The organism is Glutamicibacter halophytocola (assembly GCF_001302565.1).
Taxonomy (GTDB): domain Bacteria; phylum Actinomycetota; class Actinomycetes; order Actinomycetales; family Micrococcaceae; genus Glutamicibacter; species Glutamicibacter halophytocola.
Window position 1 is genome coordinate 3,410,104 of the sequence record NZ_CP012750.1, and the last position, 24,844, is coordinate 3,434,947.

The 24,844-nt window shown below is 60.4% G+C and carries 24 protein-coding genes and 1 riboswitch; of the genes, 16 read left to right on the top strand and 8 right to left on the bottom strand.

From position 1 onward, the window contains the following. Positions 1 to 37 precede the first annotated feature (37 nt). The 3 genes from AOZ07_RS19120 to AOZ07_RS15775 are packed head-to-tail and all read right to left on the bottom strand — an operon-like array spanning position 38 to position 786. Entirely contained in the window at positions 38 to 286 is a 249-nt protein-coding gene (locus AOZ07_RS19120; RefSeq protein ID WP_236995208.1) for an MFS transporter, read from the bottom strand. Continuing rightward, positions 244 to 396 carry a hypothetical protein gene (locus tag AOZ07_RS19125; RefSeq protein ID WP_236995209.1) on the bottom strand — a complete coding sequence of 51 codons (153 nt, stop codon included), beginning with the start codon at positions 394 to 396 and terminating at the stop codon, positions 244 to 246. Before AOZ07_RS19125 ends, AOZ07_RS19120 begins: the two co-directional genes overlap by 43 nt. Before the next feature lie 27 nt (positions 397 to 423). Beyond that, positions 424 to 786 (bottom strand): ArsR/SmtB family transcription factor, encoded by a 363-nt coding sequence (locus AOZ07_RS15775; protein ID WP_060702854.1) that lies wholly within the window; start codon positions 784 to 786, stop codon positions 424 to 426. A gap of 747 nt (positions 787 to 1,533) precedes the next feature. On the opposite strand from AOZ07_RS15775, the gene AOZ07_RS18890 reads away from it, so the two are divergent. Next, a complete protein-coding gene (locus AOZ07_RS18890) occupies positions 1,534 to 1,728 on the top strand; it encodes a hypothetical protein (protein ID WP_194943701.1) in 195 nt (64 codons plus the stop codon). 24 nt (positions 1,729 to 1,752) lie between these two features. Continuing rightward, positions 1,753 to 2,568: a GNAT family N-acetyltransferase gene (locus AOZ07_RS15780; protein ID WP_207758458.1), complete on the top strand. Its 816-nt coding sequence runs from the start codon at positions 1,753 to 1,755 to the stop codon at positions 2,566 to 2,568. A gap of 127 nt (positions 2,569 to 2,695) precedes the next feature. Here the strand turns inward: AOZ07_RS15780 and AOZ07_RS15785 are convergent, their stop codons facing one another. Both AOZ07_RS15785 and ku read right to left on the bottom strand, forming a co-directional pair. Then, complete coding sequence (locus tag AOZ07_RS15785) at positions 2,696 to 3,070, bottom strand: VOC family protein (RefSeq protein ID WP_060702856.1); 375 nt, start codon at positions 3,068 to 3,070, stop codon at positions 2,696 to 2,698. Positions 3,071 to 3,204: 134 nt separating this feature from the next. Beyond that, positions 3,205 to 4,125, bottom strand: a complete 921-nt coding sequence (ku, locus tag AOZ07_RS15790) for a non-homologous end joining protein Ku (protein ID WP_060702857.1) — start codon at positions 4,123 to 4,125, stop codon at positions 3,205 to 3,207. Positions 4,126 to 4,284: 159 nt separating this feature from the next. Here ku and AOZ07_RS15795 point away from each other — a divergent pair, with 159 nt between their 5' ends. The 3 genes from AOZ07_RS15795 (at position 4,285) to bcp (ending at position 7,933) form a co-directional block, all read left to right on the top strand. After that, a complete protein-coding gene (locus AOZ07_RS15795; protein WP_060702858.1) occupies positions 4,285 to 6,756 on the top strand; it encodes an ATP-dependent DNA ligase in 2,472 nt (823 codons plus the stop codon). 9 nt (positions 6,757 to 6,765) lie between these two features. Next, complete coding sequence (locus AOZ07_RS15800; protein WP_060702859.1) at positions 6,766 to 7,023, top strand: DUF4235 domain-containing protein; 258 nt, start codon at positions 6,766 to 6,768, stop codon at positions 7,021 to 7,023. Positions 7,024 to 7,456: 433 nt separating this feature from the next. Further along, on the top strand, positions 7,457 to 7,933 hold the full coding sequence (bcp, locus tag AOZ07_RS15805; RefSeq protein WP_060703515.1) for a thioredoxin-dependent thiol peroxidase: 477 nt from the start codon (positions 7,457 to 7,459) through the stop codon (positions 7,931 to 7,933). A 116-nt stretch (positions 7,934 to 8,049) separates the two neighbouring features. On the opposite strand, the gene AOZ07_RS15810 is transcribed toward bcp, so the two are convergent. Then, positions 8,050 to 9,129: a carboxylate-amine ligase gene (locus tag AOZ07_RS15810; RefSeq protein ID WP_060702860.1), complete on the bottom strand. Its 1,080-nt coding sequence runs from the start codon at positions 9,127 to 9,129 to the stop codon at positions 8,050 to 8,052. Positions 9,130 to 9,807: 678 nt separating this feature from the next. Between AOZ07_RS15810 and AOZ07_RS15815 the strand changes: the two genes are divergently transcribed. After that, positions 9,808 to 10,125, top strand: a complete 318-nt coding sequence (locus tag AOZ07_RS15815) for a hypothetical protein (RefSeq protein WP_236995210.1) — start codon at positions 9,808 to 9,810, stop codon at positions 10,123 to 10,125. Between the two features lie 164 nt (positions 10,126 to 10,289). On the opposite strand, the gene AOZ07_RS15820 is transcribed toward AOZ07_RS15815, so the two are convergent. Beyond that, positions 10,290 to 11,459 carry a hypothetical protein gene (locus AOZ07_RS15820; protein ID WP_060702862.1) on the bottom strand — a complete coding sequence of 390 codons (1,170 nt, stop codon included), beginning with the start codon at positions 11,457 to 11,459 and terminating at the stop codon, positions 10,290 to 10,292. Positions 11,460 to 11,540: 81 nt separating this feature from the next. Next, positions 11,541 to 12,317, bottom strand: coding sequence for a FadR/GntR family transcriptional regulator (locus tag AOZ07_RS15825; RefSeq protein WP_084793304.1), 777 nt, complete (start codon positions 12,315 to 12,317; stop codon positions 11,541 to 11,543). 83 nt (positions 12,318 to 12,400) lie between these two features. Here AOZ07_RS15825 and AOZ07_RS15830 point away from each other — a divergent pair, with 83 nt between their 5' ends. The 10 genes from AOZ07_RS15830 (at position 12,401) to AOZ07_RS15875 (ending at position 24,397) form a co-directional block, all read left to right on the top strand. Continuing rightward, positions 12,401 to 13,285, top strand: a complete 885-nt coding sequence (locus AOZ07_RS15830) for a carbon-nitrogen hydrolase family protein (protein ID WP_060702863.1) — start codon at positions 12,401 to 12,403, stop codon at positions 13,283 to 13,285. 18 nt (positions 13,286 to 13,303) lie between these two features. After that, entirely contained in the window at positions 13,304 to 14,650 is a 1,347-nt protein-coding gene (locus AOZ07_RS15835; protein WP_060702864.1) for an APC family permease, read from the top strand. Between the two features lie 277 nt (positions 14,651 to 14,927). Beyond that, positions 14,928 to 15,044: riboswitch (SAM riboswitch) on the bottom strand. Positions 15,045 to 15,219: 175 nt separating this feature from the next. Next, on the top strand, positions 15,220 to 16,404 hold the full coding sequence (locus AOZ07_RS15840) for a low temperature requirement protein A (RefSeq protein WP_236995211.1): 1,185 nt from the start codon (positions 15,220 to 15,222) through the stop codon (positions 16,402 to 16,404). Between the two features lie 68 nt (positions 16,405 to 16,472). Continuing rightward, positions 16,473 to 16,982 (top strand): very short patch repair endonuclease, encoded by a 510-nt coding sequence (locus tag AOZ07_RS15845; protein ID WP_075972521.1) that lies wholly within the window; start codon positions 16,473 to 16,475, stop codon positions 16,980 to 16,982. A gap of 168 nt (positions 16,983 to 17,150) precedes the next feature. Then, positions 17,151 to 18,398 carry an MFS transporter gene (locus tag AOZ07_RS15850; protein WP_194943702.1) on the top strand — a complete coding sequence of 416 codons (1,248 nt, stop codon included), beginning with the start codon at positions 17,151 to 17,153 and terminating at the stop codon, positions 18,396 to 18,398. A gap of 216 nt (positions 18,399 to 18,614) precedes the next feature. After that, on the top strand, positions 18,615 to 20,156 hold the full coding sequence (locus AOZ07_RS15855) for an ABC transporter substrate-binding protein (RefSeq protein WP_060702867.1): 1,542 nt from the start codon (positions 18,615 to 18,617) through the stop codon (positions 20,154 to 20,156). A 1-nt stretch (position 20,157) separates the two neighbouring features. Then, a complete protein-coding gene (locus AOZ07_RS15860) occupies positions 20,158 to 21,111 on the top strand; it encodes an ABC transporter permease (RefSeq protein WP_060702868.1) in 954 nt (317 codons plus the stop codon). Continuing rightward, on the top strand, positions 21,104 to 21,955 hold the full coding sequence (locus AOZ07_RS15865) for an ABC transporter permease (protein WP_060702869.1): 852 nt from the start codon (positions 21,104 to 21,106) through the stop codon (positions 21,953 to 21,955). The genes AOZ07_RS15860 and AOZ07_RS15865 overlap by 8 nt, the downstream gene beginning before the upstream one ends. After that, a complete protein-coding gene (locus AOZ07_RS15870) occupies positions 21,948 to 23,486 on the top strand; it encodes an ABC transporter ATP-binding protein (RefSeq protein ID WP_060702870.1) in 1,539 nt (512 codons plus the stop codon). The genes AOZ07_RS15865 and AOZ07_RS15870 overlap by 8 nt, the downstream gene beginning before the upstream one ends. Before the next feature lie 68 nt (positions 23,487 to 23,554). Then, positions 23,555 to 24,397: a transporter substrate-binding domain-containing protein gene (locus AOZ07_RS15875; RefSeq protein ID WP_194943703.1), complete on the top strand. Its 843-nt coding sequence runs from the start codon at positions 23,555 to 23,557 to the stop codon at positions 24,395 to 24,397. Positions 24,398 to 24,844: the final 447 nt, after the last annotated feature.

The following is a 24,844-nucleotide window of genomic DNA, read 5'->3' on the forward strand; positions in this document are numbered from 1 at the left end:
ACTCGCGTTCATCAGGAAGTATCGAGGGAATGATGGCCTAGAACGCCGGCGTGAAAGTGGCAGAGGCCGATTGCAGCACGAAGATCAGCACATAGATCTGCCAGGCCTCGCTGACGAATGGCAGGCATACCGCAACCACTGCGCGGATGGCGTCGGATCCGATAAGCAGCGGCTTGCGCGGAATATGGGCCGCGATGGCGCTGATCAACGGAGTGACAAGGACATAGGCGGCCATCTTAATGGTCATGGCCAAGCCGAGCACCCGGCCAGCTTGGTTGCCGGCCACGCCAAAAGCCAGAAGCCCCAGGCCACGTTGAGCAGTCCCGTGCCGAGCAGCGCGATGACCTGGGCGCTGAAGAGCTTGGCGTAGGGACGGTTGCGCAGAACTTCGAGCATCACAATGCCTAACGCGGGGGATCTGCCTCAGCCCTGTGGCTGATGGTGATGGGGAGGAAGTCCGTTGGCTACGGAATGCTCGGCTTGCTTGACCGCTTCGGCTACCAGCGTGGCAGCGTGACCGTTTGCCAGCTGGTATAGCACTATGGTCCCTTCCTGGCGGGTCGTGACCATGCGGGCCATGCGCAGCCGAGCCAGGTGCTGTGACACTCCGGAGGGGCTCTTCTCGACAAGCTCGGCAATCGAGCTGACTGACAGCTCACCAGCGCGGCGAAGCCCCAGCACGATCTTGATGCGCGTGACATCGGAAAGGAATCCGAAGACCTCGGCGGCCAGGTCAACGTATTTAGAGGACGGGTCCAGCCCGCAGTCCTTATTATCCGCATTCATGCTAATACAACAACATTAGTGGGAATTAAATATAACCCGAGATCTGACAGACGGCCGCCCGAAGATGCTGCAACGGGGGGGAAACTGAAGAACGCCGCACTTGCACAGGCCTCGACATGCAGAGGGGCGGCAGGCAGCAGCGCCAGCAATCAGCAATCAGGTCGGCTCCAAATGGCGCTCGTCGCGCGCGGCTAGTTTGACCAGTCGTGGAGACCGCCGGGCGGCTCGAGAATTGCCCAGATTCCACAGCTCCGCTAGCGACCCGATTCCCGCATTGCTCAGGGGACATCCTTTAGTCAGTCGGCGCGGATAGCCAAATGAGCGGCCACAAGCTCCTTAGAGCTGGATTCTCAACTACCACGGAAGGACACCACGGGGTGCTGGCCCGAGGCTCGAATAACGTTTCCGGAATCGGCGACTGCCGGGCTGCCGGCATGCACCAACAACGCAGAGGGGTCCTGCACCGCTAATAGTGCAGGACCCCTCGAAGCAAGCTCTAGAGGTTTACTCTAGCCACCCAAGCCACCGAGAAGGCCTTTGATGATTTCAAGCAGAGTGTTGATCAATTCCATGATGTTCTCCGTATCTGAGGTCGAGCGATTCGCGATGTATCAACAGGTGTTGATGTAAGGGAATCTAGCAACCGGAAGCGAACTCTTGACCAATATTCGCAAATATTACGGTTTTAACTGAATGACTTTCTATTTAATAACTAGTGGAAGGGCTAAATTCATTAATTATTGATTCATGTCAATACTACTTTTGGAGGAAGGCGATGCCTTTGGCGTTGCTGAAACCTGCCGATTCCTCTCCCGGCTATCCTGCCTCGCTGCAAAATCCGCGCGGCCGTTGCTGGAGCACGCTGGCAAGAGACTGAACGCCTGGGATGGCACGTACCCGGAATCATCCAGTTTTTCGTGGTTCCCCAAGGAGGCCGCCTAACCTGGATGTCTAGTATGGATAATCATGGAACGCGATAAGCAATCATCACCCGGCAGGACCGATCCTCGACTCGCCATGGAACAGAACCTGGCCGAGCACGCCTGCCACCTTCACCGCAGCATGGACGGCGCAACAGTCATTGAAACTAGCGACCTGATGATCGCTGATAGCGGCCTCGACGACGACACCTTCAACATCATCGCCGCCGCCCGATTCACCGCAGCGACCGCGCCCACCCGCATCGCGCAGACACTTCAGCGCCTGGCTTCTGATGGACGTCCATTTTCCTGGTGGGTCGGCCCGGCCAGCACACCCGGCAATCTGGCCGAGCACCTCGAAAACGCCGGGCTGGAAGCCTCTGAAACTGAGACCGGCATGTGGAAAGACCTGCGCGGAGCACTCCCCCAAGCCCACGACGCAGGCCTGGACATCCGCCTAGTGAGCACCCCTGAGGAACTCGCCGACTACGCAACCGTGCTCTCGGCCAATTGGAACCCGCCGGCCACCACGGTGCAGGGCTTCTACGCCCGCGCCTCGGCAACTGCGCTGTCCGCCGATGCACCAGCCCGCTATTTGGTCGGCTATGCCAACGGCCACCCGGTCTGCTCGGCAGAAGTCTTCCTCCACGCCCGAGTCGCCGGCATCTACAACATCTCAACACTGCAATCGGAACGCCGCCAAGGATACGGAACAGCCATCACCTTGGCCGCCTTGCACACTGCCCGCACTGCCGGCTACGACACCGCAGCGCTACAAGCGTCCCACGACGGAGAACCCGTCTACCGGCGCCTTGGATTCAGCGAATGCGGCCACTTCGCCGAGTACGCGCTCAACCCCTGATCAAAGTGGTCCGAGCGGCCCTCAAGACTGCACCGCTTGCACAGGTCCGCGATCCCATGTTGCGTATAAGGGGCATAGTCGAGAGAATCTCGCTATCCGAAGCGCGATAGGCAAGGGCCAACCCGCGTCAACGAGCCAATTCGGTTTCGCTCCGCTCTATGCAGAATTCGTTCCCTTCGGGATCATGCAGGGTCACCCACCCGCGTCCATCTGCTGAACGGTGGTCTTCATGGATCGACGCGCCCCGGGACACCGCACGCTCCACCTCGTCATCTCGGCTGCGGCCGGTGGGCTGCCAGTCAATGTGCACCCGGTTTTTCACCGATTTCGCTTCAGGCACCCTGATGAACAACAAGCCCGGCAGCGGAGCGGGGGCCTCGATGAGCACCTCTGAATCACCTGGAACATCAACCTCCGAGATAGGCCAACCGGTCAGCTGGCTCCAATAGACCGCCAGGGCGTACGGTTCAACGCAGTCGATAGTCAAATGCCGAAATCTCATGTTGTCCCTGCCTTGGATATCCGGTGTGGCGCGGACGGCTTGCTGGCCCCGGTTCCGGCGCGCATGTTTTTCGTGGAACTTTCCCGTACGCCTTCATCCATACGGGATTCGAATAATGTACCGCAGTTCCCCGCTTAGCCGGAGGCCTTCTTCTTGCCCGATGAGGACGAAGCCGATTTCTTCGTCTCCGTTTTCTTCGCCTGCCCTTTCTTGGAGGCCTTCTTCATAGCTGAGGTTTTCCCCTCCGTGGATGCCTTGTTCGGGGTCTTTGCCTTGCGCCCGTCGATGCTGCGTTTGAGCGCTTCCATCAGATCGATGACCTCGCCGGACCCTTCGGAAGTTTCCGGCTCTCCGAAGGTCGCTTCGGTATCCAGCTGCTCTCCTTGTTCGATTTTCGCTTCAATCAGTTTCTTGAGCTGGACCTGGTAGTCGTCCTGGAATTGATTCGGCGTGAAATCCCCGCTGTACTGCTCCACCAGGCTGGACGACATCTTCAGCTCTTGCTCGCTGATCCGAGGTGACTTCTCCGGTGCCAGCGCCTCTGCATCACGCAACTCGTCTGCCCACATGACCGCTTGCAACACCATCGTCGTGGAGCGCACCCGCAAGATCCCCAGCCGGGTCTTCTGGCGCAGGGCGAAACGCACCACGGCCAGCTTCTCGGTGTCTTGCAGGGTGCGCCGCAACAATTCGTAGGCCTTGGGCGATGTGGAATCGGCTTGCAGATAGTAGCCTTTCTCCAGCATCAAGGGATCGATCTGGTCCGCCGGAACGAACTGGACCACTTCGATTTCGCGGCTTTTCTCCGCAGGCAGCTCCTCCATCTCCTCATCAGTGAGCACGATGGTCCGTTCGCCATCTTCGAAGGCCTTGTCCAGGTCCTTATAGGCGATCTTCTTCGCGCAGACTTCGCAGCGGCGCTCGTAGCGGATCCTCCCGCCGTCCTTGTCATGGACCTGGTGCAGGTCGATGTCGTGGTCCTCGGTGGCGCCGTACGCCTTGACCGGGACGTTCACCAGCCCGAAGGCAATTGATCCAGTCCAGATAGCTCGCATGGAGCCAGTGAAGCATCAGATGCCCAGGACCGTCACGGCCCAAGGCATATTGGCAGGGTCTCCCAAGCTTCGGCACCAAGCACAAAGCTTGCTTGGAACGCTGGCTTATCTGCTCCAGCCCCGGAAGATTGGGCTGCACACCCCAAGCGGAGGACTGGTATGGCACGCAAGGAGCAATTTGTAGAGGTCGCTGGACGCACCCTCAAGGTCAGCAACTTGGACAAGGTCCTGTATCCGGCCACCGGAACCACCAAAGGCGAGGTGATGGACTACTTCCAGCAGGTTGCCCCGGCCCTCTTGCCGCACGCAGCTTGGCGGCCTGCCACGCGCAAGCGCTGGGTGGACGGGGTCGGCACCGCCGCGGAACCCGGGAAGGTCTTCTTCCGCAAGGATCTGGAAGAGTCCGCGCCCCACTGGATCCCCCGCGCCAAACTTGAGCACAAGACCCACGCCAATACCTATCCGATGGTCAATGACGAAGCCGTGCTGGCATGGATAGCCCAAGTGGCCGCCTTGGAAATCCATGTGCCCCAGTGGCGTTTCGATTCCTCCCTGGACCCTGCCAACCCGGATCGCCTGGTCCTGGATCTGGATCCCGGCCCGGGAACCGGATTGGAGCAGTGCGCGGAAGTCGCCTTGATCTGCCGGGAAATCCTCGAGGGCATGAAGTTGCCCAGTATCCCGGTGACCTCCGGTTCCAAAGGCATTCACCTGTATGCGGGCCTGGATGGAAAATACAGCTCGGACCAGATCAGCGAAGTGGCCAAGGAGCTGGCCAGCGCGCTGCAAAAGGACCATCCGCAGCTGGTGGTCTCCAGCATGAAGCGCTCCCTGAGGGAGAACAAGGTGCTGGTTGACTGGAGCCAGAACAATGCAGCGAAAACTACCGTCTGCCCCTACTCGTTGCGCGGCCGCTCCCGGCCCACCGTCGCCGCGCCCCGGACCTGGCAGGAAGTCGAGGCCACCGGGCTGGAGCAGCTGGAGTACCCCGAAGTCCTGGACCGGCTGCAGGACGGGATCGACCCGCTGGCTCCGCTGGCCGCCGGCGAATCGGCCAGGGAAGATCCCGACCGGCTGGCCGTCTATCGTTCCAAGCGCGATGCATTGCAGACCCCGGAGCCGGTACCCCGGCAAACCGCCACCGCAGGACGAACCGGCAGCAGCCAGAGTGCGGATTCAGGGTCGAGTTTTGTCATCCAGGAACATCATGCCCGCCGGCTGCACTGGGATTTCCGCCTAGAGCACGACGGGGTGCTGGTTTCCTGGGCGGTACCCAAGGGGCCGCCGCTGGAATCCGGGATCCAGCGGCTGGCCGTGATGACCGAGGATCATCCCCTGTCCTATGGGAGCTTCGAAGGGAGGATCCCCAAGGGTCAATACGGCGCCGGTGAAGTGGCCATCTGGGATGCGGGCACCTGCAGGATTGAAAAGTGGCGTGAAGGCAAGGAAGTCATTGCGGTACTCCAGGGCAAGCCCGGGGGTGGGCTCGGCGCTATTCCCCGGCGTTTCGTGCTGGTCCACGCACCGGGTATGGGAGGGAAGAACAACTGGCTGTTGCAGCTGGCCAAGGACCAGCCCGCCGCGGACACTGCAACGGATGATCTGGCCTCAGAACCTGTCCAGGCCGCGGCATACCTGTCCCGGCGGCCGCCACGACCGATGCTCGCCACCGCAGGTACCGCCGAGGACATTTCCAGCACGCAGGACTGGAGCTTTGAGATGAAATGGGATGGCTACCGTGCCATCGGCGTTGCCAGAGGCGGAACGCTCTCATTATTCAGCCGCAATGGCCACGAACTGGGCGCTGATTTTCCGGGATTGGCAGAACTGGGGTGCCTGTTGCCAGACGGTTCGGTGGTCGATGGCGAAATCGTGGCATTGAATGAGGCGGGCAGGCCGGATTTCTCCTTGCTTCAACGCTACGTCGCCGCGATGCGCAAGAAGCAGACCCGGCAAGCCCGCGCCATCAGCATCCAGTACCTGCTCTTCGATGCGCTGCAGCTGCCTTCAGCGTCCGGCAGACCCGAGGACCTCACCGGCCTGCCCTATGCCGAACGCCGCCGCCGCTTGGATTCCCTCACGCTCGAGCATCAAAGCGCCAAGATCCCTCCGGCCTACCACGGCACGGTTGCCGAAGCCGTGCGGATCAGCCAGGACATCGGCCTGGAAGGCGTAGTCGCCAAGGATTGCGCGTCGTTGTACGAGCCCGGAAGCCGCAACGGGAGCTGGATCAAGCTCAAGCACGAAATCCACCAGGAAGTCATTGTCATCGGCTGGCGTAAAGGCCTCGGCGCACGAAGCAGCAGCTTCGCTTCGCTGCTGCTGGCCGTCCCGGGGCGCGATGGGCTGCGCTACGCGGGCCGGGTGGGCAGCGGATTCAGCGATGCCCAGCTCACCGCGATACGCCATCGGCTTGAAAAGCTGGGGCGCAAGACTCCTCCTGCCAAGGACATCCCGGCGGCGCACCGCCGCGATGCCCACTGGACCAGCCCCAAGCTCGTGGGCGAGGTGCGCTACAGCGAGTTGACCGGCACCGGGCTGCTGCGCCACCCGGTGTGGCGAGGCTTGCGCGAGGACAAGGAACCGCACGAGGTCCGGTGGGAATCCACCTCGATCATCGAAACAAGATAGGAGAATGGAATGAAAACTCTAGCCAAGATCTTTGGGTCAGTCCTCTCGCTGGGAGCGGGATGGCTTGGGGCCAAGTTGGTCGCCAGCGCCTGGAAGAAGGCAACAGGCGAGCAGCCGCCATCCGTGGCGCATCCTGAGGAACAGCAGCAAGCGGCCTTGGGCAAGGTGCTGTCTTTCGCGGTGATCTCCGGAGCCAGCGCTGCGGCGATCCAGGCGCTGGCCAAGCGATGGACACGATCACTTGAGGACAAGGCCTCGGCTGTCTAATGCCCTCATCCCGGGACCCACGCAGTTCTCGTTATGCTGCAGACCCGTAGGACGTAGCCGTCGTCCCAGAGTCGGCTTCCGGAAGCCGCAGGAGAGCTGGCGAAAGGAGCGCCGCAACGGCCGACAAGCGCAACCCTGGAAAGTTCGGCAGTCTTGGAGATACGGAAGAGCAGTCGGGCGAGGGCGGAGAGGCCAGCATCGGCAGCTTCAACGTGCGCGCCATAGCGCCGACCCAGCACCATCCGCGCGGTAGGGCGCAGAAGCTCAGCCGCGCTAATGGTTGATCTTTCCTTCTTGGACCTGTCCCAGCGGACTGAACGTCTACTCGCGTGGTGTTTAATTCGAGGCAGGCAAGCTCGCCAGGGCTCTGGCAATCAACGCCTCCCATCACTTAGAATGAAAATAAATTATCACTATACGAAAGTTGATGCTCATGGCTTCTCATTCTTCCCCACTGACCCCCGGCCAGCCTGCTCCTTCGTTCTCGCTGAAGGATTCCACGGGAGCCACCATTTCGTTGTCGGACTACTCCGGCCAGAATGTCATCGTGTACTTCTACCCCAAGGCCGCAACCCCTGGCTGCACCACAGAGGCCTGCGATTTCCGCGACAACCTCAACTCGCTGCAGGCTGCGGGCTACTCCGTGCTAGGCATCTCCCCGGACGCACCCGAAGAAATTGCTGCTTTCGCCAGCAAAGAATCGCTGAATTTCCCGTTGCTCTCCGATCCTGACAATGAAGTTGCTATCGCTTACGGCTCCTACGGAGAAAAGACCTTCGGCGAGAGAACCATGGTGGGAACCCTCCGCTCGACAGCAGTCATCAACGCGGATGGCACCATACGCCAAATCGAATACGGCGTGGATGCCCAAGGACACGTGGCACGCCTTCGCGACTCCCTCGCCGTCTAGAAACCACTTTCAGCAGGCCCCTGCCGGACCCACTCCGGCAGGGGCCTGCTGGCGTTTGACACCTGCCTGGCGCCCCAACACTTCGAAGGAGGGGCGGGCCTCGCGATGCAGCCTGCCTACACCTGCATTTCAGCGTGGGCGTTGGCCAGCAGATGCAAAATGCCTCCTTGGTCGAAAGCCGCCCGTTGCCGCACCGCGCCGTTGCCGGCCTCCAGCAGGTTTCTCAGGGAGATCACTGCAAATTCGTAATCTCCATGAGCTTTCAAGGCATGTTCAATGAGCCGCAGCATCCTGCCGGCCAAATCTTCCACGCTGGCAAAGCGTCCCGTTTCCGTGTCCACCTGCGCTCCGCTGGTTCCATGCTTGGCGCTCTGCCACAATGACAGGTCCATGATCTCCGGCAGGTACTCGGCGGGAGGATGCTTCCCCGCCACCGCGGTATCCACCAGCCCGCGCATCAGCACCGCGAGCAATACCGAGTCTTGTGCCCGCAACTGCGAATCAGCAACGCGGACCTCAATCGTTGGGTACTTGTCCGAAAGCCTCGCCGCCCATCCAATATGGCCCGAATCGGGCACGGCCGGCATTCCGTTGATCCTTTCGAGCCTCGCGGAATAGTCCTCGTAATCCTTGAAATATGGCGGAATTCCCTGCACTGACCACTGCCGGCTATGAATCGTCCGCCACGATGAAAAGTTGCTGTCCGCACCCTTCCAATATGGAGAATTCGCGCCCAGCGCGCATAGGAAGGGCAGCCAGCCGCGCAGGAAATTGAGCGCCATGACGCCCGATTGCGGATCAGGGATGGAAACGTGTACGTGCAAGCCACAGACGTAATGCTCCGTGGCGATTCCGGAAAGGAAATTCCCGATCTGACGGTACCGCTCATTATCGGTGAGTTCCGGGGGCCATGGTGCAGCCATCGGCGCCGTCCCCACTCCGCCGACCAGCAGCTGAAGAGAAGCCGCTTGTGCCGCCAGGTCCCTGCGGAAACCGGCTAATTCTTCCAAAGCCTGTTCCCGGTCATGGCATATGGAGCTGGCGTGCTCTATCTGGCACGCCAAGAATTCATTCTGCACTTCGCCATCACGTCGGATATCCAAGACATGCCGAAACTGCTCCCCTGCTGAATCAGCAGGCAGCCCTGTTTCGCCATCGAACAAGAAGAATTCTTCTTCTATGCCAAAAGTGCTCATTTCATGCCTCCCTGGTGATACTCGAGACTTCAGCCGCCCTCGCGTTCTCCGGATGGATTAGCCAGGCTCGGCGCGGTGCCTGCCGCTATTCAGTTGAGTGATCCGCCTTGTGGATTCAGCGAAGGGCAAAATCCTCCGCGGATGCCCGTTACCACGGGGCGCTGGATTCTGACACCCTACATCTTGCCTGCTTGCCCACCCCGCAAGACGATGCATTCCCATCCTTTTCCCACCAATCGCTGGCAGATGGGCGAGCAAGCTTGGACTTAGAACGCTTTGAGGGCCGACGAGCCACATGAATCGAGCAGATCGGCCTGACTTGCTGAAAATATAGTCATCAACTAGTAAAGTCGAAAAATCTTATTCAACCACCACAAAAGCTGAGAGAACGCTGTGAGCCATTTGCCGCCCATCTCGCCCACTGCCCGGGTGAATTAGATTGGAGGTACACTCTGTTTCCTCTCGATGGCGAACCTTGCCTGCATGACGGGGCATTGCGCAAGATTGGAAGTGGCGTGACTTGTGGGGATTCACTCGAAAGTTACGAGCAAAGTGGAGGTAGTAATAATGCCAGGACGTATCGTCAGGTCGAAAACTGCTGAACGCGTCGCGGAACTTCTGGGATCACGAGATGGTCGTCGCCATCTCAGCCGGTACGGATGGGCTCAAGGCATGCCCGTGATCATTGCACAACCCCATGAGCCTGCAGAAGATGTCATGGCTCTGGTCTCCGTCCACAATTGCCCGGTTCTCGTGGCTATGTTGGACACGCCGTGCGAGACATTGCGCTTCATCCATGTCTCGCCTCCCAATGCTGCCTTGGAAATTGTCGACGAGCTGCCCCGGAATACCCGGACACGCGCTTTGTTCGATCAATCCGAGGGGCAAGGGATGTTGTCGTTCAGGGCGCGCTATTGGAAGTACAGCGCCGTGGCCAACGCCGTTCCGGTCTTCACCCCAGAGACCCAGCAGTCCATGGAGATGCCCCTCGGGTAGCGCCGCGGTCTATTGCCGGAGCTTCTTTCCGATGCCTGCCGAAACGGTCGAATAGTTCCACCGTCTCGCTTAGGTGGAACTATTCGACTTCGATTCGAACCCAGGTGTCCAGCAGGATGGACAGCCAGCAAGCCAGGCGGTTACGCGGCTTCAAGTCTTGAGAGTCAGTCATCGGAGATATTTTCACCCTGTCCGTCCATTGTGTAGGCGATGGAAGAATACGGTTCATCGACGGTGAATCGGGCAATAACATCCCCGGTGTGCTGCATGAATGAATCGTCGCCAAGATCAGAATTTGTCTCCCGTTCCGAGAAGATTCCGATGTCATCGGTAATTGTTTTGTCCAGTCCAGAGCTGACGGACTGCACGGCAGGCCAATAGGCCTGCCAGTGGACATCAGGGATCCTGAAGAGTTCCTCTTCGGATTCAGGCTGGGTGGAAGCAGGTCCGCTACTGGTCAGTTTCCCGCCGCGGAACTGCCAGCTATCGGTGTTCAGCGTGCCTGGCCCCACCGGGGCATCGATGAGAACAAAGTCCTTGTACAGGCTCACCCGGCTGACCCGGTCATGTCCGACCTTCTGCTCCAGGGCGTTGAGCGCAGCACTCACCCCTGGTTCTGTTCTCATGTCGGGTATCCAGGAGCCGGTGAGTTCCTTGGATTCGACGCTTAGTTCCACTGCACCGCGCATCGGCAGCAGCACGATAACAGCACCAACGCAGATCATGACGAGATACAGCACCGCGCGCAGCGGGAACCATCGCTTGCTGGTTCCGATCAATGGCTTGGTCCGCGTCCCGTTGGGTCGCAGTCTCCCCGATTTTGGAATGCGCACTTCTCCGGCGGAAGCAGCAGAAGGGATTGGCAGCTTCAGCAAGCCGGGATCGCTCAGTTCCTCGGGTTTGAGGAAGCTGACATCCGGCTCCCCCTCGATCAAGATGGCCACCGGATGCACCGAGCCGGGCGTCAGGGCAACGTTCGCTTGAAAGTTCAGGACTCTGCGAAATTTCGTCCGGAAGGGCTGCCCATGTCGTGGTTGCACGGTTAGCTCAATGTCGCAAAGCGGCCGCTCGTTGATTCGAGTACCGGTTTCTCCGACATGCTCAACACGGGCCATGCCCACCCGCCCGGCTTGCACGGCCATTTTTGCCATCACCGGGTTATCTGGATGGATCCCTCGCAAGGTACGGCTGACAAGCCAGAACACCAGGGCCATGGACGCTACCGGAATTCCGAACCCGATGCCCCATGCACCAGCTCCCGGTTCGCCAATATAGCTGCCAATGAAGCCACCGGCTATTAACCCCACACCAAGGAAAAAGAAAGCACGGATCATGGTGTGATCCTATCTCTTGCTTTCATTGACGGTAGGTATCGCCACCTACGTGACGAATAGCTGGCCGCTAACCGGTTTGCCCTATTCAGCCGGCGGTTCAGCGTGAAGCCCGAAGAACATTTCCCTCCGCAAAGCATCCACATGTTCCCTGGTGACCGCGATCGCCGCCAGCGGATCCCGCTTGCGGAAGGCCTCCACGAGTTGCTGGTGATGCCCTCGCCCCTCGTTGAGCTTCTCCTGGGGGTAGGGAACAAAATACTTGAGCAAGGATTCATAGCTGGACAAATAGGTGGGAACTTCAGGCAGTGCGCTGATCTCGGCTACCAGGCGATGGAACTTGGTATCCGGAATATGGTGCTCATGCCAGTTGGCTGCGCTGGCAGAGAGCCGAATCAGTTCTTCCAGCTGCTGGCATTGGGCTTCGGTGGCATTCAAGGCCGCTTGAGCGACGATGGCGCTTTCCATCAGGCTTCGCTGGTCTATCAAGCGCAGCACCTCTGGCACGTCATCATGGAAAGCTTGCACAGCAACATCGTTGAGTTCGGGCGGCGCCTGGGCCACGAAGGTGCCACCGTTTCGCCCCCTGCGGCGCTCCAGCACGCCATCTTCAACCAGGCTTTCCAAACCGCGGCGCGCGGTGATCACACTGACTTCAAGGCCGGCAGCGATCAATTCGGTACCGGGAAGTTTTCCGCCCGGAACCAGCAGTCCATGCTCCACCGAGAGCAGAATTCTCGCCCTGACGGTTTCCACGGCTGACAAGCGGGTTACTGCCGCAGCGCCGGGTGCCGCATGGAGCAGCCGGTCGATTTCTCGCTCTTCGGCGTGGGTTAGCCCCGAAATATTTTTCGCCGTCATGTATTGAGTCTATCGGCTGCGTCACATACATTTGAATAACTGTTCATATTGATCAGTTATAGGTTTTTCGAAAGCAGCTCACGATGCCCCACATGATTACCGCAGGCCTGGCCCAGCGGGTCCCATTGCCCTTGGAGGATCCGCTCCAGCTTTTTGCCGATGATGTCGCCAAGACCCTGGAGACCTACGGCCCCTTGCAGATGCTGGTCTACCCGGAATTGCATCTGCAGGGTACAGAGCACCTGCCGGTTGAAGAACGCAGCGCGGCCCTGGAAGCAGCCGCCGTATCGCTCGATGATCCGTTCGTCGCCGCCCTCGGCGCCATCGCCGCAGAACATCAGATCTGGCTTTGCCCGGGAAGCATCGGCGAGCGCGACGCCGACGGAGGATTCCGCAATACCCAATTGCTTTTCGCCCCGGATGGCACCCTCGTTGCCAGCTATCGCAAGATGTTCCCGTGGCGCCCTTTCGAGCCGCACCAGCCGGGCACAGAATTTGTCGTGGCCAAGGTGCCCGGCGCTGGGGCCGTCGGCCTGTCCATCTGCTACGACGCATGGTTCCCCGAGCACTCGCGCCACCTTGCATGGATGGGCGCCAACGCCATCTTGAATATCGTGAAGACCACCAGCGAAGACCGCGAACAAGAGCTGGTCCTGGCCCGCGCCAATGCCATCGTGAACCAGGTCTACATGCTCAGCGTCAATTGCGCCTCCCCGATAGGACGCGGACGAAGCATCGCCGTGGATCCCGAGGGCATGGTCCTCGGCGAAGCCGGTCTCGGCGAAGACACCCTGGTGGTTCGCATTGATCCGGCGGCAGTGCAAAGGGTCCGCGAGCACGGCACCGCTGGCACCAACCGCGTCTGGTCGCAATTCCATCCCGGCGATGCCTCGATCAAGCTTCCGCTCTACAACGGCGAACTTGATCCAGCGCGCTGGGCCCCGCAGCAACCTAAACATCGCTCTTAGAAAACGACGGAGTTTTCCATGTCTTCCACCCCTGCACTCACTCGCACCCTGAAATTGCCGTCCTTGGTTATTTTCGGATTGGCCTACCTGACTCCCTTGATTGTCCTGGGCATTTTCGGGGTCATTGCTTCTGAAACCGGTGGCGCCAGCGCCAGCGCCTACGTGATCGCCTTGCTGGCCATGCTCTTCACCGCGAACAGCTATGGCCGGATGGCTGCCGCCTACCCGGTAGCTGGCTCCGCCTATACCTACGTGCGCAAAACCATCGATGGACGGGTCGGATTCCTGGTCGGCTGGGCCACCATGCTCGACTACCTGTTCCTGCCCATGGTCATCTGGCTGATCGGCGGATCCTACCTGCAGGCCCAATTCCCGGCGGTGCCCATGCCGGCGTGGATTCTCGGGTTCATCGTGCTGACCACGATCTTGAACATCATCGGCATCAAGGTGGCCGACCGGGTGAATCTGGTGTTGATGTCATTCCAGATCCTGGTCATCGTGTTCTTCGTAATTCTCTCCATAGCCAGCGTTTCCGGTGACCACGGCGCAGGCGCCTTGGTGAGCGCTACGCCTTTCACCGGGATCGGCGCGACCCCCGCCGGGATCGCAGCCGGAGCTGCCATCGCCGCGTATTCCTTCCTCGGTTTTGATGCGGTCACCACGCTGACCGAAGAAACCGTGGAGCCCCGCCGCACCGTGCCCAAGGCGATCATGCTGATTGCGCTGATTGGCGGCGGCATCTTTGTTGTCGTGGCCTACACGGTGCAGCTGGTGAACCCGGGCGGAGTCTTTGAAAACTCTGACGCTGCCGGATTTGAGATCGCACAGCATATCGGCGGCAACCTCTTCGGCGCGATCTTCCTGGCCGCCCTGGTCATCGCCCAGTTCACCTCGGGCATTGCAGCCCAGGCAGCCGGCAGCCGGCTGCTCTACGCGATGGGTCGCGACGGAGTTCTTCCACGGAAGATCTTTGGCAAGCTCAACGAACGGTTCAGCACCCCGGTCTTTTCCATCCTGGCCATCGCCGTGGTTGGCCTGATTGCGATGTTCATGGATGTGGCCACCTCGACCTCATTCATCAACTTCGGTGCCTTTATCGCCTTCATCATGGTCAACGTTTCGGTCATCGTTTACTGGGATCGGCAGCGCCGTGCCGGCAACAAGCTCAACACGCTGCTCTACCTCCTGTGCCCCGCCATTGGCGTCCTGGTCATCGGGTTCCTGCTCACCCAGCTTGATGTGCACGCCGTGGTCATCGGATCCATCTGGCTGGTGATCGGAGCGATTATTCTGGCACTCACCACCAAGGGATTCAAGCACCAGCCATCGCAGATGGCTTTGGAAGAACTGGAAGGTGCTAACTAGGGACCACTAGTTTCGATTTCAAAATCAAGGGGCGGACCACCAGGTCCGCCCCTTGGCCTTCACCAGCGGTATTGGACACTAGAGCCCGTCCGTCGCCAGTGTGCTCAAATCTGGCGGTCGCAAGCGTGGGTTTGCTATCGCTGGCGCCTTCGCCGCTTAGTACTTTCTTCCACCTTTGGAAGTCGCTCACATGCTTGCCGATAAATGGCTGATGAGCCGCGGAGGATACGCCTAGCGTGAGAGCGGCCGAGCCCGTGCCGATTACTGGACGGGCCGCGCCGCTAACTGAACCGATGACAGTTGCCTCGGAACGGTTCTTCCCCTGGGGCACCCCGCTCGCTGAAACAGGGTTGCCGTGCGGCCAGCCAGGTACTTAGCGCCGCAACTCTTGAACCTGCCCCCAGCCTAGATTGGCACACCGACAGTTTGGCTAGCGACTTCCCGCCGGAAGCCACGAACGCCCGAGAAACCAGATTCCCGTCAACCCCGCGGAGGATCACTAGAATCAAAGAGAAACCAAGCCACGCCGACGGTCGCTCAAGCGCTGCCCAAATCGGAAAGTCGACATCGTGAATTCACCATCCCCGCGGTTCTTGCAGCCCATGCTGCCCCGCAATCCAAAAGAACCCCATCGCGCGGCCAGCCCGCTGGAACTCTTCTTCGATCTGGTCTTCGTAGTCGCTGTGTCATTCGCTTCGGTGCAGTTGCACCACATGGCAGCAGAAGACCACCTGGGAGCCGGGGTCATCGGCTACCTCATGGTCTTCTTTGCCATCTGGTGGTCATGGATGAATTTCAGCTGGCTTGCCACATCCTTCGATACCGATGACTGGCTCTACCGCGTGCTCACCTTCGTCCAGATGGCCGGGGTCCTGGTGCTTGCCTCCGGGGCGGCCCAGGCGATGGAAGACCACGATTTCACGGTCATCACCTTCGGCTACGCGATCATGCGCCTGGCACTGGTTGCCCAGTGGATACGGGTGGCCAAGAGCGCTACCGAACTGCGCACCACAGCGATCCGCTACGCGGTGGGCATCACGCTGGTGCAGGTCGCCTGGCTGCTCAGGATCCTGCTGCCCGAAACGGCGGGATTCATTGGCTTCTTCGTGCTGATGCTCGCAGAAATCTCGGTGCCGGCATGGGCAGAGTCCCATCAGCACACCCCGTGGCATCCGCATCACATCACCGAGCGCTACGGCCTGTTCACGCTCATCCTGCTCGGTGAATCGATCCTGGCCTCGGCCAATGCCGTGGTTGAAAGCCTCCACTCCATTGAGCACCTGAGCCTGCTGATGATCATCGCCGCCTGCGGGCTGGTCATCGCCGCGGGCATGTGGTGGATCTATTTCGCGCGAAGCCACCATCATCTGATCCACTCGCTGCGTTCCTCGTTGACGTACGGGTACTCCCACTACTTCATCTTCGCGGCGGCTGGCGCCTTCTCCGCAGGTGTTGAAGTGGCCATCGACCTGGCGGCAGGGGAATCTGAAATTTCAGGCATCGCGGCGGCGGCCACTTTGAATGTTCCAGTGGCGCTCTTTGCCGCAGGCGTCTGGCTGCTGGTTCTGCGCCGGCAGCTCTCGGCTGCCCGGAATTCCGTCTTCCTTCTCGGGGTGGCCCTCATTGCGGCTGGCCTCTTCCTCCCATCGGTGCTGCCTGTGGCAGCCGCAGCGGCAGGAATGATCGTTTGCGTCTTCGCAGTGGAGGAGCCAAGGAGCAAGGTCCCGGCTAAGGCACCGGAGGCCATCGCCTAGCTGGCAGATGCCGGCCAAGGCTGCCGAGGCGGCTTGAATCCGGTTCAACCACGGGCGCACCATGGAGCATGGACATCATGTCGGCGCAGCAGCGTTCGCAGCTCATGTCGCGGATCCGGAGCAAGAATACCGGGCCGGAACTAGTCCTGCGCCGTTTACTGCATGCCTCTGGATACCGGTATCGGCTCCATGGCGCGCTGCCCGATGGCCTGCTGGAGTCCATGCGCAAGGACCATCCGGAGATCCGGCTTCGCGGAGGCAGGCTGCCGGGATCCCCAGATCTGGTTTTCACTGCCAAGCGCAAGGCTGTTTTCGTGGATGGCTGCTTCTGGCACGGGCATGATTGCCCCGTGGGCCGCCGGCGGCCCTCGTCCAACACCGGGTATTGGAATCCAAAGCTGGACGGGAACCAGGCCAGGGACCAGCGCAATCGCCGCGATTTGCTCGCACTGGGCTGGGAATCCATGACAGTCTGGGAATGCGAGCTGGACTCGGCCGAGCGGGTTCTGCACACGGTCACCCGATTCCTCGGACCAGCCAGCGGCACCGACGGGACCGGCACGGGCCAGCAACAATAGCCACGCCATCGGGGAAACGGCCCCTGCATTGGATAAAATTGCAGTCTTGCCTCCTCCTGCCTGGGCAGGTGCCACCCCGGGGTTTTCCCGTCGACAGATCGCTCGCCATAGTTCATGAGTTCTCCGCAGTCCGCGCCCATGGCGCCACCACGTTCCAGAATCCCGGTTTTGCTGGGAACCCAAACGCTATTCAATATCGGGTTCTACGCCGTGGTGCCCTTCCTCGCGGTAGTCCTCTCCGATGACTTCCTGCTGGCGTCCTCGGCCGTCGGACTGATTCTGGGCATCCGGACCTTTGCCCAGCAGGGCCTGTTCCTGGCTGGCGGCACCCTGGCCGACCGCTATGGCGCCCGCACCATGATCCTCATTGGCTGTGCCGTGCGCGCAGCCGGTTTCCTCACCCTGGCCGCCTCCTTGTGGGGCGATGCCCCGGTGCTGTGGATGTTCATCCTCGGTACCTTGCTTACCGGATTCGGCGGGGCATTGTTCTCCCCGGGGCTGAACATCCTGGTGGCCGCCGCGCAAACCGCACGGGAACAAGAACAGCACCAGCAGGTTCGCCGGGCCACCTTGTTTGCCTGGCTGAGCATCACCGGAGAAATCGGCGCCGTCACCGGGCCGTTGGTGGGTTCGGCCCTGTGGAACTGGGGTTTTTCCACCGTGGCAGGGTTCGGCGCCGTCTTCTTTGTGGCGATCGGGATCTTCTTGGCCATCACCTTGCGCCAGCCCGTGCCGGCGAGCGCCACGCCAACAGCGGCCAGCTCCCGCGCACAGCACACCAAGCCGCGCGGCGGCCTGCGCCGGTGCCTGAAGGACCGAGGGTTCGTGGCATTCTGCGCACTGCATGCCTCGGACCTGCTGGCCTATAACCAGCTGTATCTGGCCATCCCCCTGGAGTTGCAGCGCCACGATATGCCGACCCAATGGCTGGGGCTCATTTTCGCCTGGATCTCCATCCTGACGCTGGGCCTGCAGCTGCCCGTTTCCTGGCTTGCCGGGCGAATCGGCGCAGCCTCGACACTGCGTGCGGGCTATCTCCTCAGCGCCTCAGGATTCTTTGTGCTCGCTTTCATTCCCCCATCGGCATTCGGTGGCGATGCGTCCCCTCTGCGGATTCTCTGCGCCGTCACGTTGATGACTCTGGGCCATCTGAGCGTGCACCCCACGGCGCTCGGACTTGTCCCAAAATTCGCCGCCGGCAATGCCACCGGCTCCTATTTCGGCTTGCTCTCCAGTTGCGGCGGCCTGGCCGTGCTCCTGGGGAATCTGCTGTTCGGCTGGTTGCTGTCCCAATCCCAGGATTCATCGGTACCGGCCTTCGTGCCGTGGCTGGTCCTGGTCATTCCATTGCTGTTGGCCTCATGGATTGGTTCCCGAGTGGTCCGCGACCGCTTGTTGCGCACCCATATCGCATGAAGTGCGACACAAAACGCAAAGTGCCTTCAGAACTTCCACAATTGACATCAACTTTCCACTACTCAGCATGCGTAAGTGAAAAAACGAAATTTCCCTTGGCGCTCCATCCCATCTCGCCTGGTTCATGGCCTCCGGGAAATGACTCAAATTAGGATACGCTTACCAAGGCCCTAATACATTAGATGCCAATTCATCACGTATTGCCGAAGGATTTCCATGAACCTTGGACGACTGAGCGCAGCCGCAGGATTTGCGGCCCTTGCCCTCGTACTGACATCTTGCAGCTCCACCGCTACCCCCGCCCCGGACGCAGCAGCAGACTCGGAGGCCCGGGTAGTCGTAGCAAACTTCCGCGCCCCGGTGTCCAACTGGGCCCTGGAAAGCGATGATGCCTATGTGCTCTCTATCGCCGGTTGCCTGGAAACCCTGACAAAGTATGACCAAACCGAGAAGAAGGTCGAGCCGATGCTCGCCACTTCTTGGAAGCAGACCTCGGATACCGTGTGGGACTTCGAGCTGCGCAAGAACGTGAAGTTCCAGGATGGCACCGCATTTGATGCCAAAGCTGTAGCCGCGTCGCTGAATCACGTCCTTGAAGCCACTGCGCCGGCACGTGCAGTGAACCCCAAGACCATCAAGAAGGTCGAGGCCGTTGATGCCGACACCGTGCGCGTCACCACCCCGGCCGCGGATCCGCTGCTCCCATACCGGATGGCGAGCGTGAACGCTGGCGTGCTCTCCCCTGCCGCGTACACCGATCAGGGCATCGACCCGATGAACCACTGCACCGGGCCCTTTGCCCCGGTCTCGGAAAAGGCCGGGCAGTCCCTGACCTTGGACCGCAATGAGAATTACTGGGATGGAGAGGTGAAGCTGGCCGGCGGCGAAATCCGCTACATCACCGAGGGCGCCACCCGCGCCACCCAGGTGCAGACCGGCGAGGCGGACATTTCCATGTCCATCCCGGCCACCAGCCTGGCCACACTGGAAGCCGACAACAAGGTCAGCGTGCTCAAGGCCGACTCGCCTCGCACCTCGACCCTGTACCTGAACAACTCGCGCGCTCCTTTCGACAACGCGGACCTGCGCAAGGCAGCCACCATGGCCTTGGATCTGCCAGCCATGGCCGCCAGCATCTATGAAGGCGCCGCCCAGCCTGCCACCGGTCCCTTTGCGCCAAGCGAGCCGTGGGCCAACCCGGATCTGGCCGTGCCCCAGGTGAATATCGAGGAAGCCAAGAAGCTGGTAGAAGCCTCCGGCTACAAGCAGGACAAGCCGCTGGACATCATCGCGATCACCGAGCGCGCCGAATTCGCTGGCGTGGGTGCCATCATCCAGGAGCAATTCAAGCAGATCGGCTTGAAGGCCAACGTCGTCACCAAGTCCTACGGCGCGGTGGAGCCAGATGTGCTGGCCGGCAAGTACGACATGATCCTCAGCCAGCGCAACCGGATGATCGACATCGCTGATCCCATCGGCTTCCTGCAGGCCGACTACACCTGCGAGGGCGGATACAATCTGAGCCACTACTGCAACAAGGACTACGACAAGCTGGTGGGCCAGGCGCAGGTTGAGAAGGACCAGGACAAGCGCAATGATCTCTACCGCCAGGCCGGAGACATCCTTGCCAAGGATGCCGTGAATGTTTGGCTGGTCAATGAGCAGGCCATCGACGGCGTGGGCTCCAAGGTCCAGGGCTATGTCCAGGACCCGCTGACCCGTTATGTGATGACCAAGGACCTGGCGAAAACCAAATAGCGTGTCACCACTAGCCACCGTGCTGCGCCGGGTCGTTGGACTCGGCGCAGCAGTTCTGCTTTCCTCCTTCGCGGTCTTCCTTGTCCCCTTCGTCTCTCCCGGGGACCCCGTGCGGTCCTTGCTGCGCGCAAGAATGGATTTTGGCGAAGCTGATGAGGCGACGGTCCAGGCCTACGCTGAGCAATTTGGCCTGCACGACCCGATGCTGGTGCAGTTCGGGCGGTGGCTGGGACGATTCTTCACTGGCGACATGGGCCTGTCCCATATCAGCGGCACCCCGGTAGCAGACCAGGTATTGCCGGCCATCGGCGTCACCCTGTCGCTGGCGGGCAGCGCCTTGCTGGCAGCCATCCTTGTATCGATTCTTTTGGGCGTCATTTCAGCCACCCGAGCCGGACTATGGCCCGACAAGCTGATCACCTCGATCACCCATGCGCTCATCGCCATTCCCGAATATGCGTTGGCCCCGTTGCTGGTCCTGCTCTTTGCCGTTCGCTGGGCCTTGCTGCCTTCGGCCGGCTATGTCTCCCCCGCTTCCCTGGTGCTCCCGGTCTTCATCTTGGCCTTGCGCCCCATCAGCTTCTTCACCGTTGCGGTGCGCTCCGGAGTGCGCCAGGCCTTGGACTCCGAACACGTGCTCGCAGCGCGCGCCCGCGGCTTGAGCCGCACCCAGGCATTGGCTCGCCACGTCGTTCCCCATGGCTTGCTGCCGCTGTGGACCATGGTGGGTGTGTGGTTTGCCGGGTTGCTGGGCGGCTCAGTCATTGTCGAGGTCATCTTTGCCATTCCTGGCATGGGCCGGCTGATTTTTGATGCCATTACCGACGCGGATATCCCTGTAGCCCAAGGTGGCGTGGTGGTTGTGGTGACCTGCGCGGTGCTGGTCACCGGAATCATTGACCTGATCCACAAGCTCAGCGACCCCAACGTGAGAATCGGAGTTCGACATGGCTAAGAGATCCGCTTCAAGGATTCTTCTCTCCGCTCCTGCGTTCATCTTGCTGGCGGTGGTCATCGTGACCATTGCAGCCCCCTTGATCTCTCCCTATGATCCTGACGCGCAGTCCCTTGCAGACCGTTTGCAAGGACCCAACATGGTTCACCTGCTGGGCACCGACGCCCTGGGCCGCGACACCTTGAGCCGCGTACTGCACGGCGGACAGTTCTCGCTGTCCGTCGCTTTGATCACCACGCTGTTCTCGCTGCTGGTTGGCACCATCTTGGGCTTGCTCAGTGCGTTGCGTGGCGGATGGCTAGACGAGATTTTCTTGCGCGTCAACGACTTGCTGTTGGCCTTGCCCGAAATTGTCATTGCCCTGCTGATCATCGCGGTCACGGGTCCCGGCTTCTTCACCATGGTGCTCTCGGTGGGCGTGGTCGCATGGACCCCCACCGCACGCTTGGTGCGGTCCATGGCGGCCCAGGTTCTCTCCACCCACCACGTGGAAGCATCCAAGCACGTCGGGGCTTCGCGCTGGTTCATCTTGCGCCACCACGTCCTGCCCTTTGTGGCCGGTCCGGTGCTGGCCCAGGCTGCCCTGCGTTTTGGATTGCTGCTGGTCTTGCTCGGCTCGCTGTCCTACCTCGGCATCGGCGTCCAGCCGCCGCAGTCCGACTGGGGATCCATGCTGGCCGAGGCCCAGCCCCATGCCATCCGTTCCCCGTGGGGCCTGATCGCTCCGGGAGCCGCCATCTTCCTGGTCAGCTTCTGCGTGACACTTTTGGGGAACCGCATTACCCATGTATTGGGTGGAGACGACGTTCTGGATAGCGAGCCCAAGGCGGAAATCCATGGCTAAAGAACTTGAATTCATTGACCTGTCGGTCAGTTCCGGGCAGAAGCTTTTGCTCTCCAAGGCGCGTGGCGCACTGCGTTCTGGCGAATTGGTGGCGGTAGTTGGCCGTTCCGGCTCAGGCAAGACACTGCTGACCAAAGCGATCATGGGCCTGTTGCCGGAACAGCTGCAAGCCGAGGGGCAGGTCTTGCTCGATGGCCAGCGCCTGGACCAGCTCGGCGACAAGGCCATGGACCAGGTCCGCGGCCGGCGCATCAGCATGCTCTTCCAGCAGCCCAAACGGGTCATGAACCCCCGCATGACCATTCGCGCCCACCTGCTCGAAGCCATGGGCGCCCACGGCTGGGGCAAGGCACGGCAGCATGAACCGCGGGTACTCGCATTGCTCGAAGAAGTGGGCCTCTTCCCGGCCGCCCAGGTTGCCGGCAAGCGTCCGGATCAGCTGTCCGGCGGCATGGCGCAGCGGGCCATGCTGGCTATCGCATTGGCCGCTGACCCCGAATTCATCCTGGCCGATGAACCAACTTCCTCGCTGGACTCGATTCTCAAGGCCGAGGTCTTGCAGCTCTTGCGTCGCAAGCAGCAAGAACGCGGGGTTGGCGTCTTGTTCATTACCCATGACATCGCCAGCATCCAGCACATTGCCGATCGCGTGGTGGTGGTCAGTGATGGGCAGATCGTGGACCAGTGCCCCACGGCGCAGATTTTCTCCAAGGACCGCCATGCCAAAACCCGCGAGCTGGTTGAAGCGGCGCTTCCGGCACCGCGAGAACCACGCACCGAAACTTCCGGCTGCCTCTTGGAAGCGGTGGAGGCGAGCAAGAACTACACTCGCCGGGCCAAGGGACAAGCCGCACTGAAGCCAACCAGCTTGTGCCTGCACGGTGGCCAGGTGCTAGGTGTTGTGGGCCGTTCTGGTTCTGGCAAGAGCACCTTTGCCCGACTGCTGGCCGGGTTGGAACAGCCAACCACCGGGCGCATCATCACCGAGCACAACGGTGACGCTGCCACACGCGTTCAGGTGATTGCCCAGGAACCCTATTCGTCCTTTGACCCCAAGCTAGCCATCCGCACCAGCATGAGCGCAGCGGTGCACCGGCTACCCGTCGAGCAGGCCAGGGAGCGCATGACTCAGGCCATGTCCCAAGTGGGATTGCCCGAAGGATTGCTGGAGCGCCGGCCGGGCCAGTGCTCGGGTGGACAGCTGCAGCGCCTGGCTATCGCCCGCGCATTGCTCACGAATCCCCAGGTGTTGATCTGTGATGAATCAACCTCCGCCTTGGACTCGGTAGCCCAACGCCACATTCTGGATCTGCTGCTGGAGCTGCGGGACAAGATGGGGCTGAGTCTTGTGGTCATCTCCCATGACATGGACGTGATCCGCTATGCCAGTGATGATGTGGCGGTGTTCTATGAGGGCGAGCTCGTTGAGCATCGTCCGCTCAACGATTTCTTGACTTACGCGGAGCACCAGCACAGCAAGGACCTCGTCGCTGCACTGGATATCACTGCTGCGGCCACTGCAGCTGGCTAGCTGGCCTGCGCGTAAGATACGCCCAAGTTCTTGTGCCTCTGGCGAGGGTGCTTATAGGTTTGTTGGCTATGACCGACCGTTCAAAGAAGATCTCGTCCTTCATCCGCTCCGCATCCCTGCTTTCCCTGGGTGCGGTCCTATTCGTCTCGGGGTGTTCCGCGCCCGCCCAAGAAGAAGACAATGGCGGCCAAACCGCCCAGAACACCGGCTCGCGCCTGGCCAGCGTCAGCGAGTCCGGCAAGCTCAAGGTCTGCACCACCGGTGATTACCGTCCCTTCACCTACCTTGATCCAGAATCAGGCGAATGGTCCGGCATTGATATCGACATGGCCAAGAATCTGGCGAAGTCACTTGAGGTGGAACCCGAGTTCATTCAGACCACGTGGAAAGACCTGATGCCGGACTTCACGTCCAAGTGCGACATCGCGGTGGGCGGGGTGTCGATTTCCCTTGAGCGCTCCCAGCAGGCCTATTACAGCGAAGCGACCTTGGATGAGGGCAAGACGCCGATCACCCTGTGTGAAAACGTGGACAAGTACGACACCATCAAGGAAATCAACCAGCCGGGGGTCCGATCCATTACGCCGATCGGCGGAACCAACGAGAAGTTCGCTGACGCCAACTACCCCAAGGGCGAGATCATCCGTTTTGAAGACAACAACAAGATCTTTGACGAGATCATCGCTGGACGCGCAGATGTCATGACCACTGATGCCTCGGAAACCCGTTGGGTTGCCCATGAGCATCCAGAGCTCTGCGCGGTTCACCCGGACAAGCCTTTCAACTTCTCGCAGAAGGCCTACCTGCTGCCTCTGGGTGATGACGAGTTCCAGGAGTATGTCGACCAGTGGCTGAACATGGCAAAGCACGACGGGACGTTGGACGCTGCTGAGAAACCCTGGTTTGGATAGGTTCGAAACCAAAGGAAGCCGCCGTTTTCACCCTGCGGATGGGCGGAAACGGAGGCTTTACGTACTACTACCAGGAAAAGCCCACGCATCTATCAAATTAACTTGCCAACTGAAACATAACCTGCCCTTCGGTGGGGCCAGAAAATGATAGCAACAATATCTCTTACTACCACTTTCTCTGAAAACGATACTAAGACAATGCTCATTACTGCGCTGAGGCCTATTCAACACTTCATCCCAGACGCATAATGAAGAAAGTACCCGAACGTTTGACGATGCTGAACGTGCCCAGTGGTACATGACGAACTTGCCATCGATGCCGTGTTGGGCACCCTAGTCGATCAGCGAATACTACGACTCATGGCAGGTTAAAAACTTCGTTCGGGGTGACAAAATCAAACCTGCTAGCGAGACGGGTCTTGCGTCGGGAAACAGATTCCATTGATG

Bases quoted from the DNA above. Each gene is read 5' to 3' on its own strand.
- AOZ07_RS19125 (WP_236995209.1), bottom strand. From the start codon at position 396: ATGCTCGAAGTTCTGCGCAACCGTCCCTACGCCAAGCTCTTCAGCGCC.
- AOZ07_RS15775 (WP_060702854.1), bottom strand. From the start codon at position 786: ATGAATGCGGATAATAAGGACTGCGGGCTGGACCCGTCCTCTAAATAC.
- AOZ07_RS18890 (WP_194943701.1), top strand. From the start codon at position 1,534: ATGTCAATACTACTTTTGGAGGAAGGCGATGCCTTTGGCGTTGCTGAA.
- AOZ07_RS15780 (WP_207758458.1), top strand. From the start codon at position 1,753: ATGGAACGCGATAAGCAATCATCACCCGGCAGGACCGATCCTCGACTC.
- AOZ07_RS15785 (WP_060702856.1), bottom strand. From the start codon at position 3,070: ATGAGATTTCGGCATTTGACTATCGACTGCGTTGAACCGTACGCCCTG.
- ku (WP_060702857.1), bottom strand. From the start codon at position 4,125: ATGCGAGCTATCTGGACTGGATCAATTGCCTTCGGGCTGGTGAACGTC.
- AOZ07_RS15795 (WP_060702858.1), top strand. From the start codon at position 4,285: ATGGCACGCAAGGAGCAATTTGTAGAGGTCGCTGGACGCACCCTCAAG.
- AOZ07_RS15800 (WP_060702859.1), top strand. From the start codon at position 6,766: ATGAAAACTCTAGCCAAGATCTTTGGGTCAGTCCTCTCGCTGGGAGCG.
- bcp (WP_060703515.1), top strand. From the start codon at position 7,457: ATGGCTTCTCATTCTTCCCCACTGACCCCCGGCCAGCCTGCTCCTTCG.
- AOZ07_RS15810 (WP_060702860.1), bottom strand. From the start codon at position 9,129: ATGAGCACTTTTGGCATAGAAGAAGAATTCTTCTTGTTCGATGGCGAA.
- AOZ07_RS15820 (WP_060702862.1), bottom strand. From the start codon at position 11,459: ATGATCCGTGCTTTCTTTTTCCTTGGTGTGGGGTTAATAGCCGGTGGC.
- AOZ07_RS15825 (WP_084793304.1), bottom strand. From the start codon at position 12,317: ATGACGGCGAAAAATATTTCGGGGCTAACCCACGCCGAAGAGCGAGAA.
- AOZ07_RS15830 (WP_060702863.1), top strand. From the start codon at position 12,401: ATGCCCCACATGATTACCGCAGGCCTGGCCCAGCGGGTCCCATTGCCC.
- AOZ07_RS15835 (WP_060702864.1), top strand. From the start codon at position 13,304: ATGTCTTCCACCCCTGCACTCACTCGCACCCTGAAATTGCCGTCCTTG.
- AOZ07_RS15845 (WP_075972521.1), top strand. From the start codon at position 16,473: ATGGACATCATGTCGGCGCAGCAGCGTTCGCAGCTCATGTCGCGGATC.
- AOZ07_RS15855 (WP_060702867.1), top strand. From the start codon at position 18,615: ATGAACCTTGGACGACTGAGCGCAGCCGCAGGATTTGCGGCCCTTGCC.
- AOZ07_RS15865 (WP_060702869.1), top strand. From the start codon at position 21,104: ATGGCTAAGAGATCCGCTTCAAGGATTCTTCTCTCCGCTCCTGCGTTC.
- AOZ07_RS15870 (WP_060702870.1), top strand. From the start codon at position 21,948: ATGGCTAAAGAACTTGAATTCATTGACCTGTCGGTCAGTTCCGGGCAG.
- AOZ07_RS15875 (WP_194943703.1), top strand. From the start codon at position 23,555: ATGACCGACCGTTCAAAGAAGATCTCGTCCTTCATCCGCTCCGCATCC.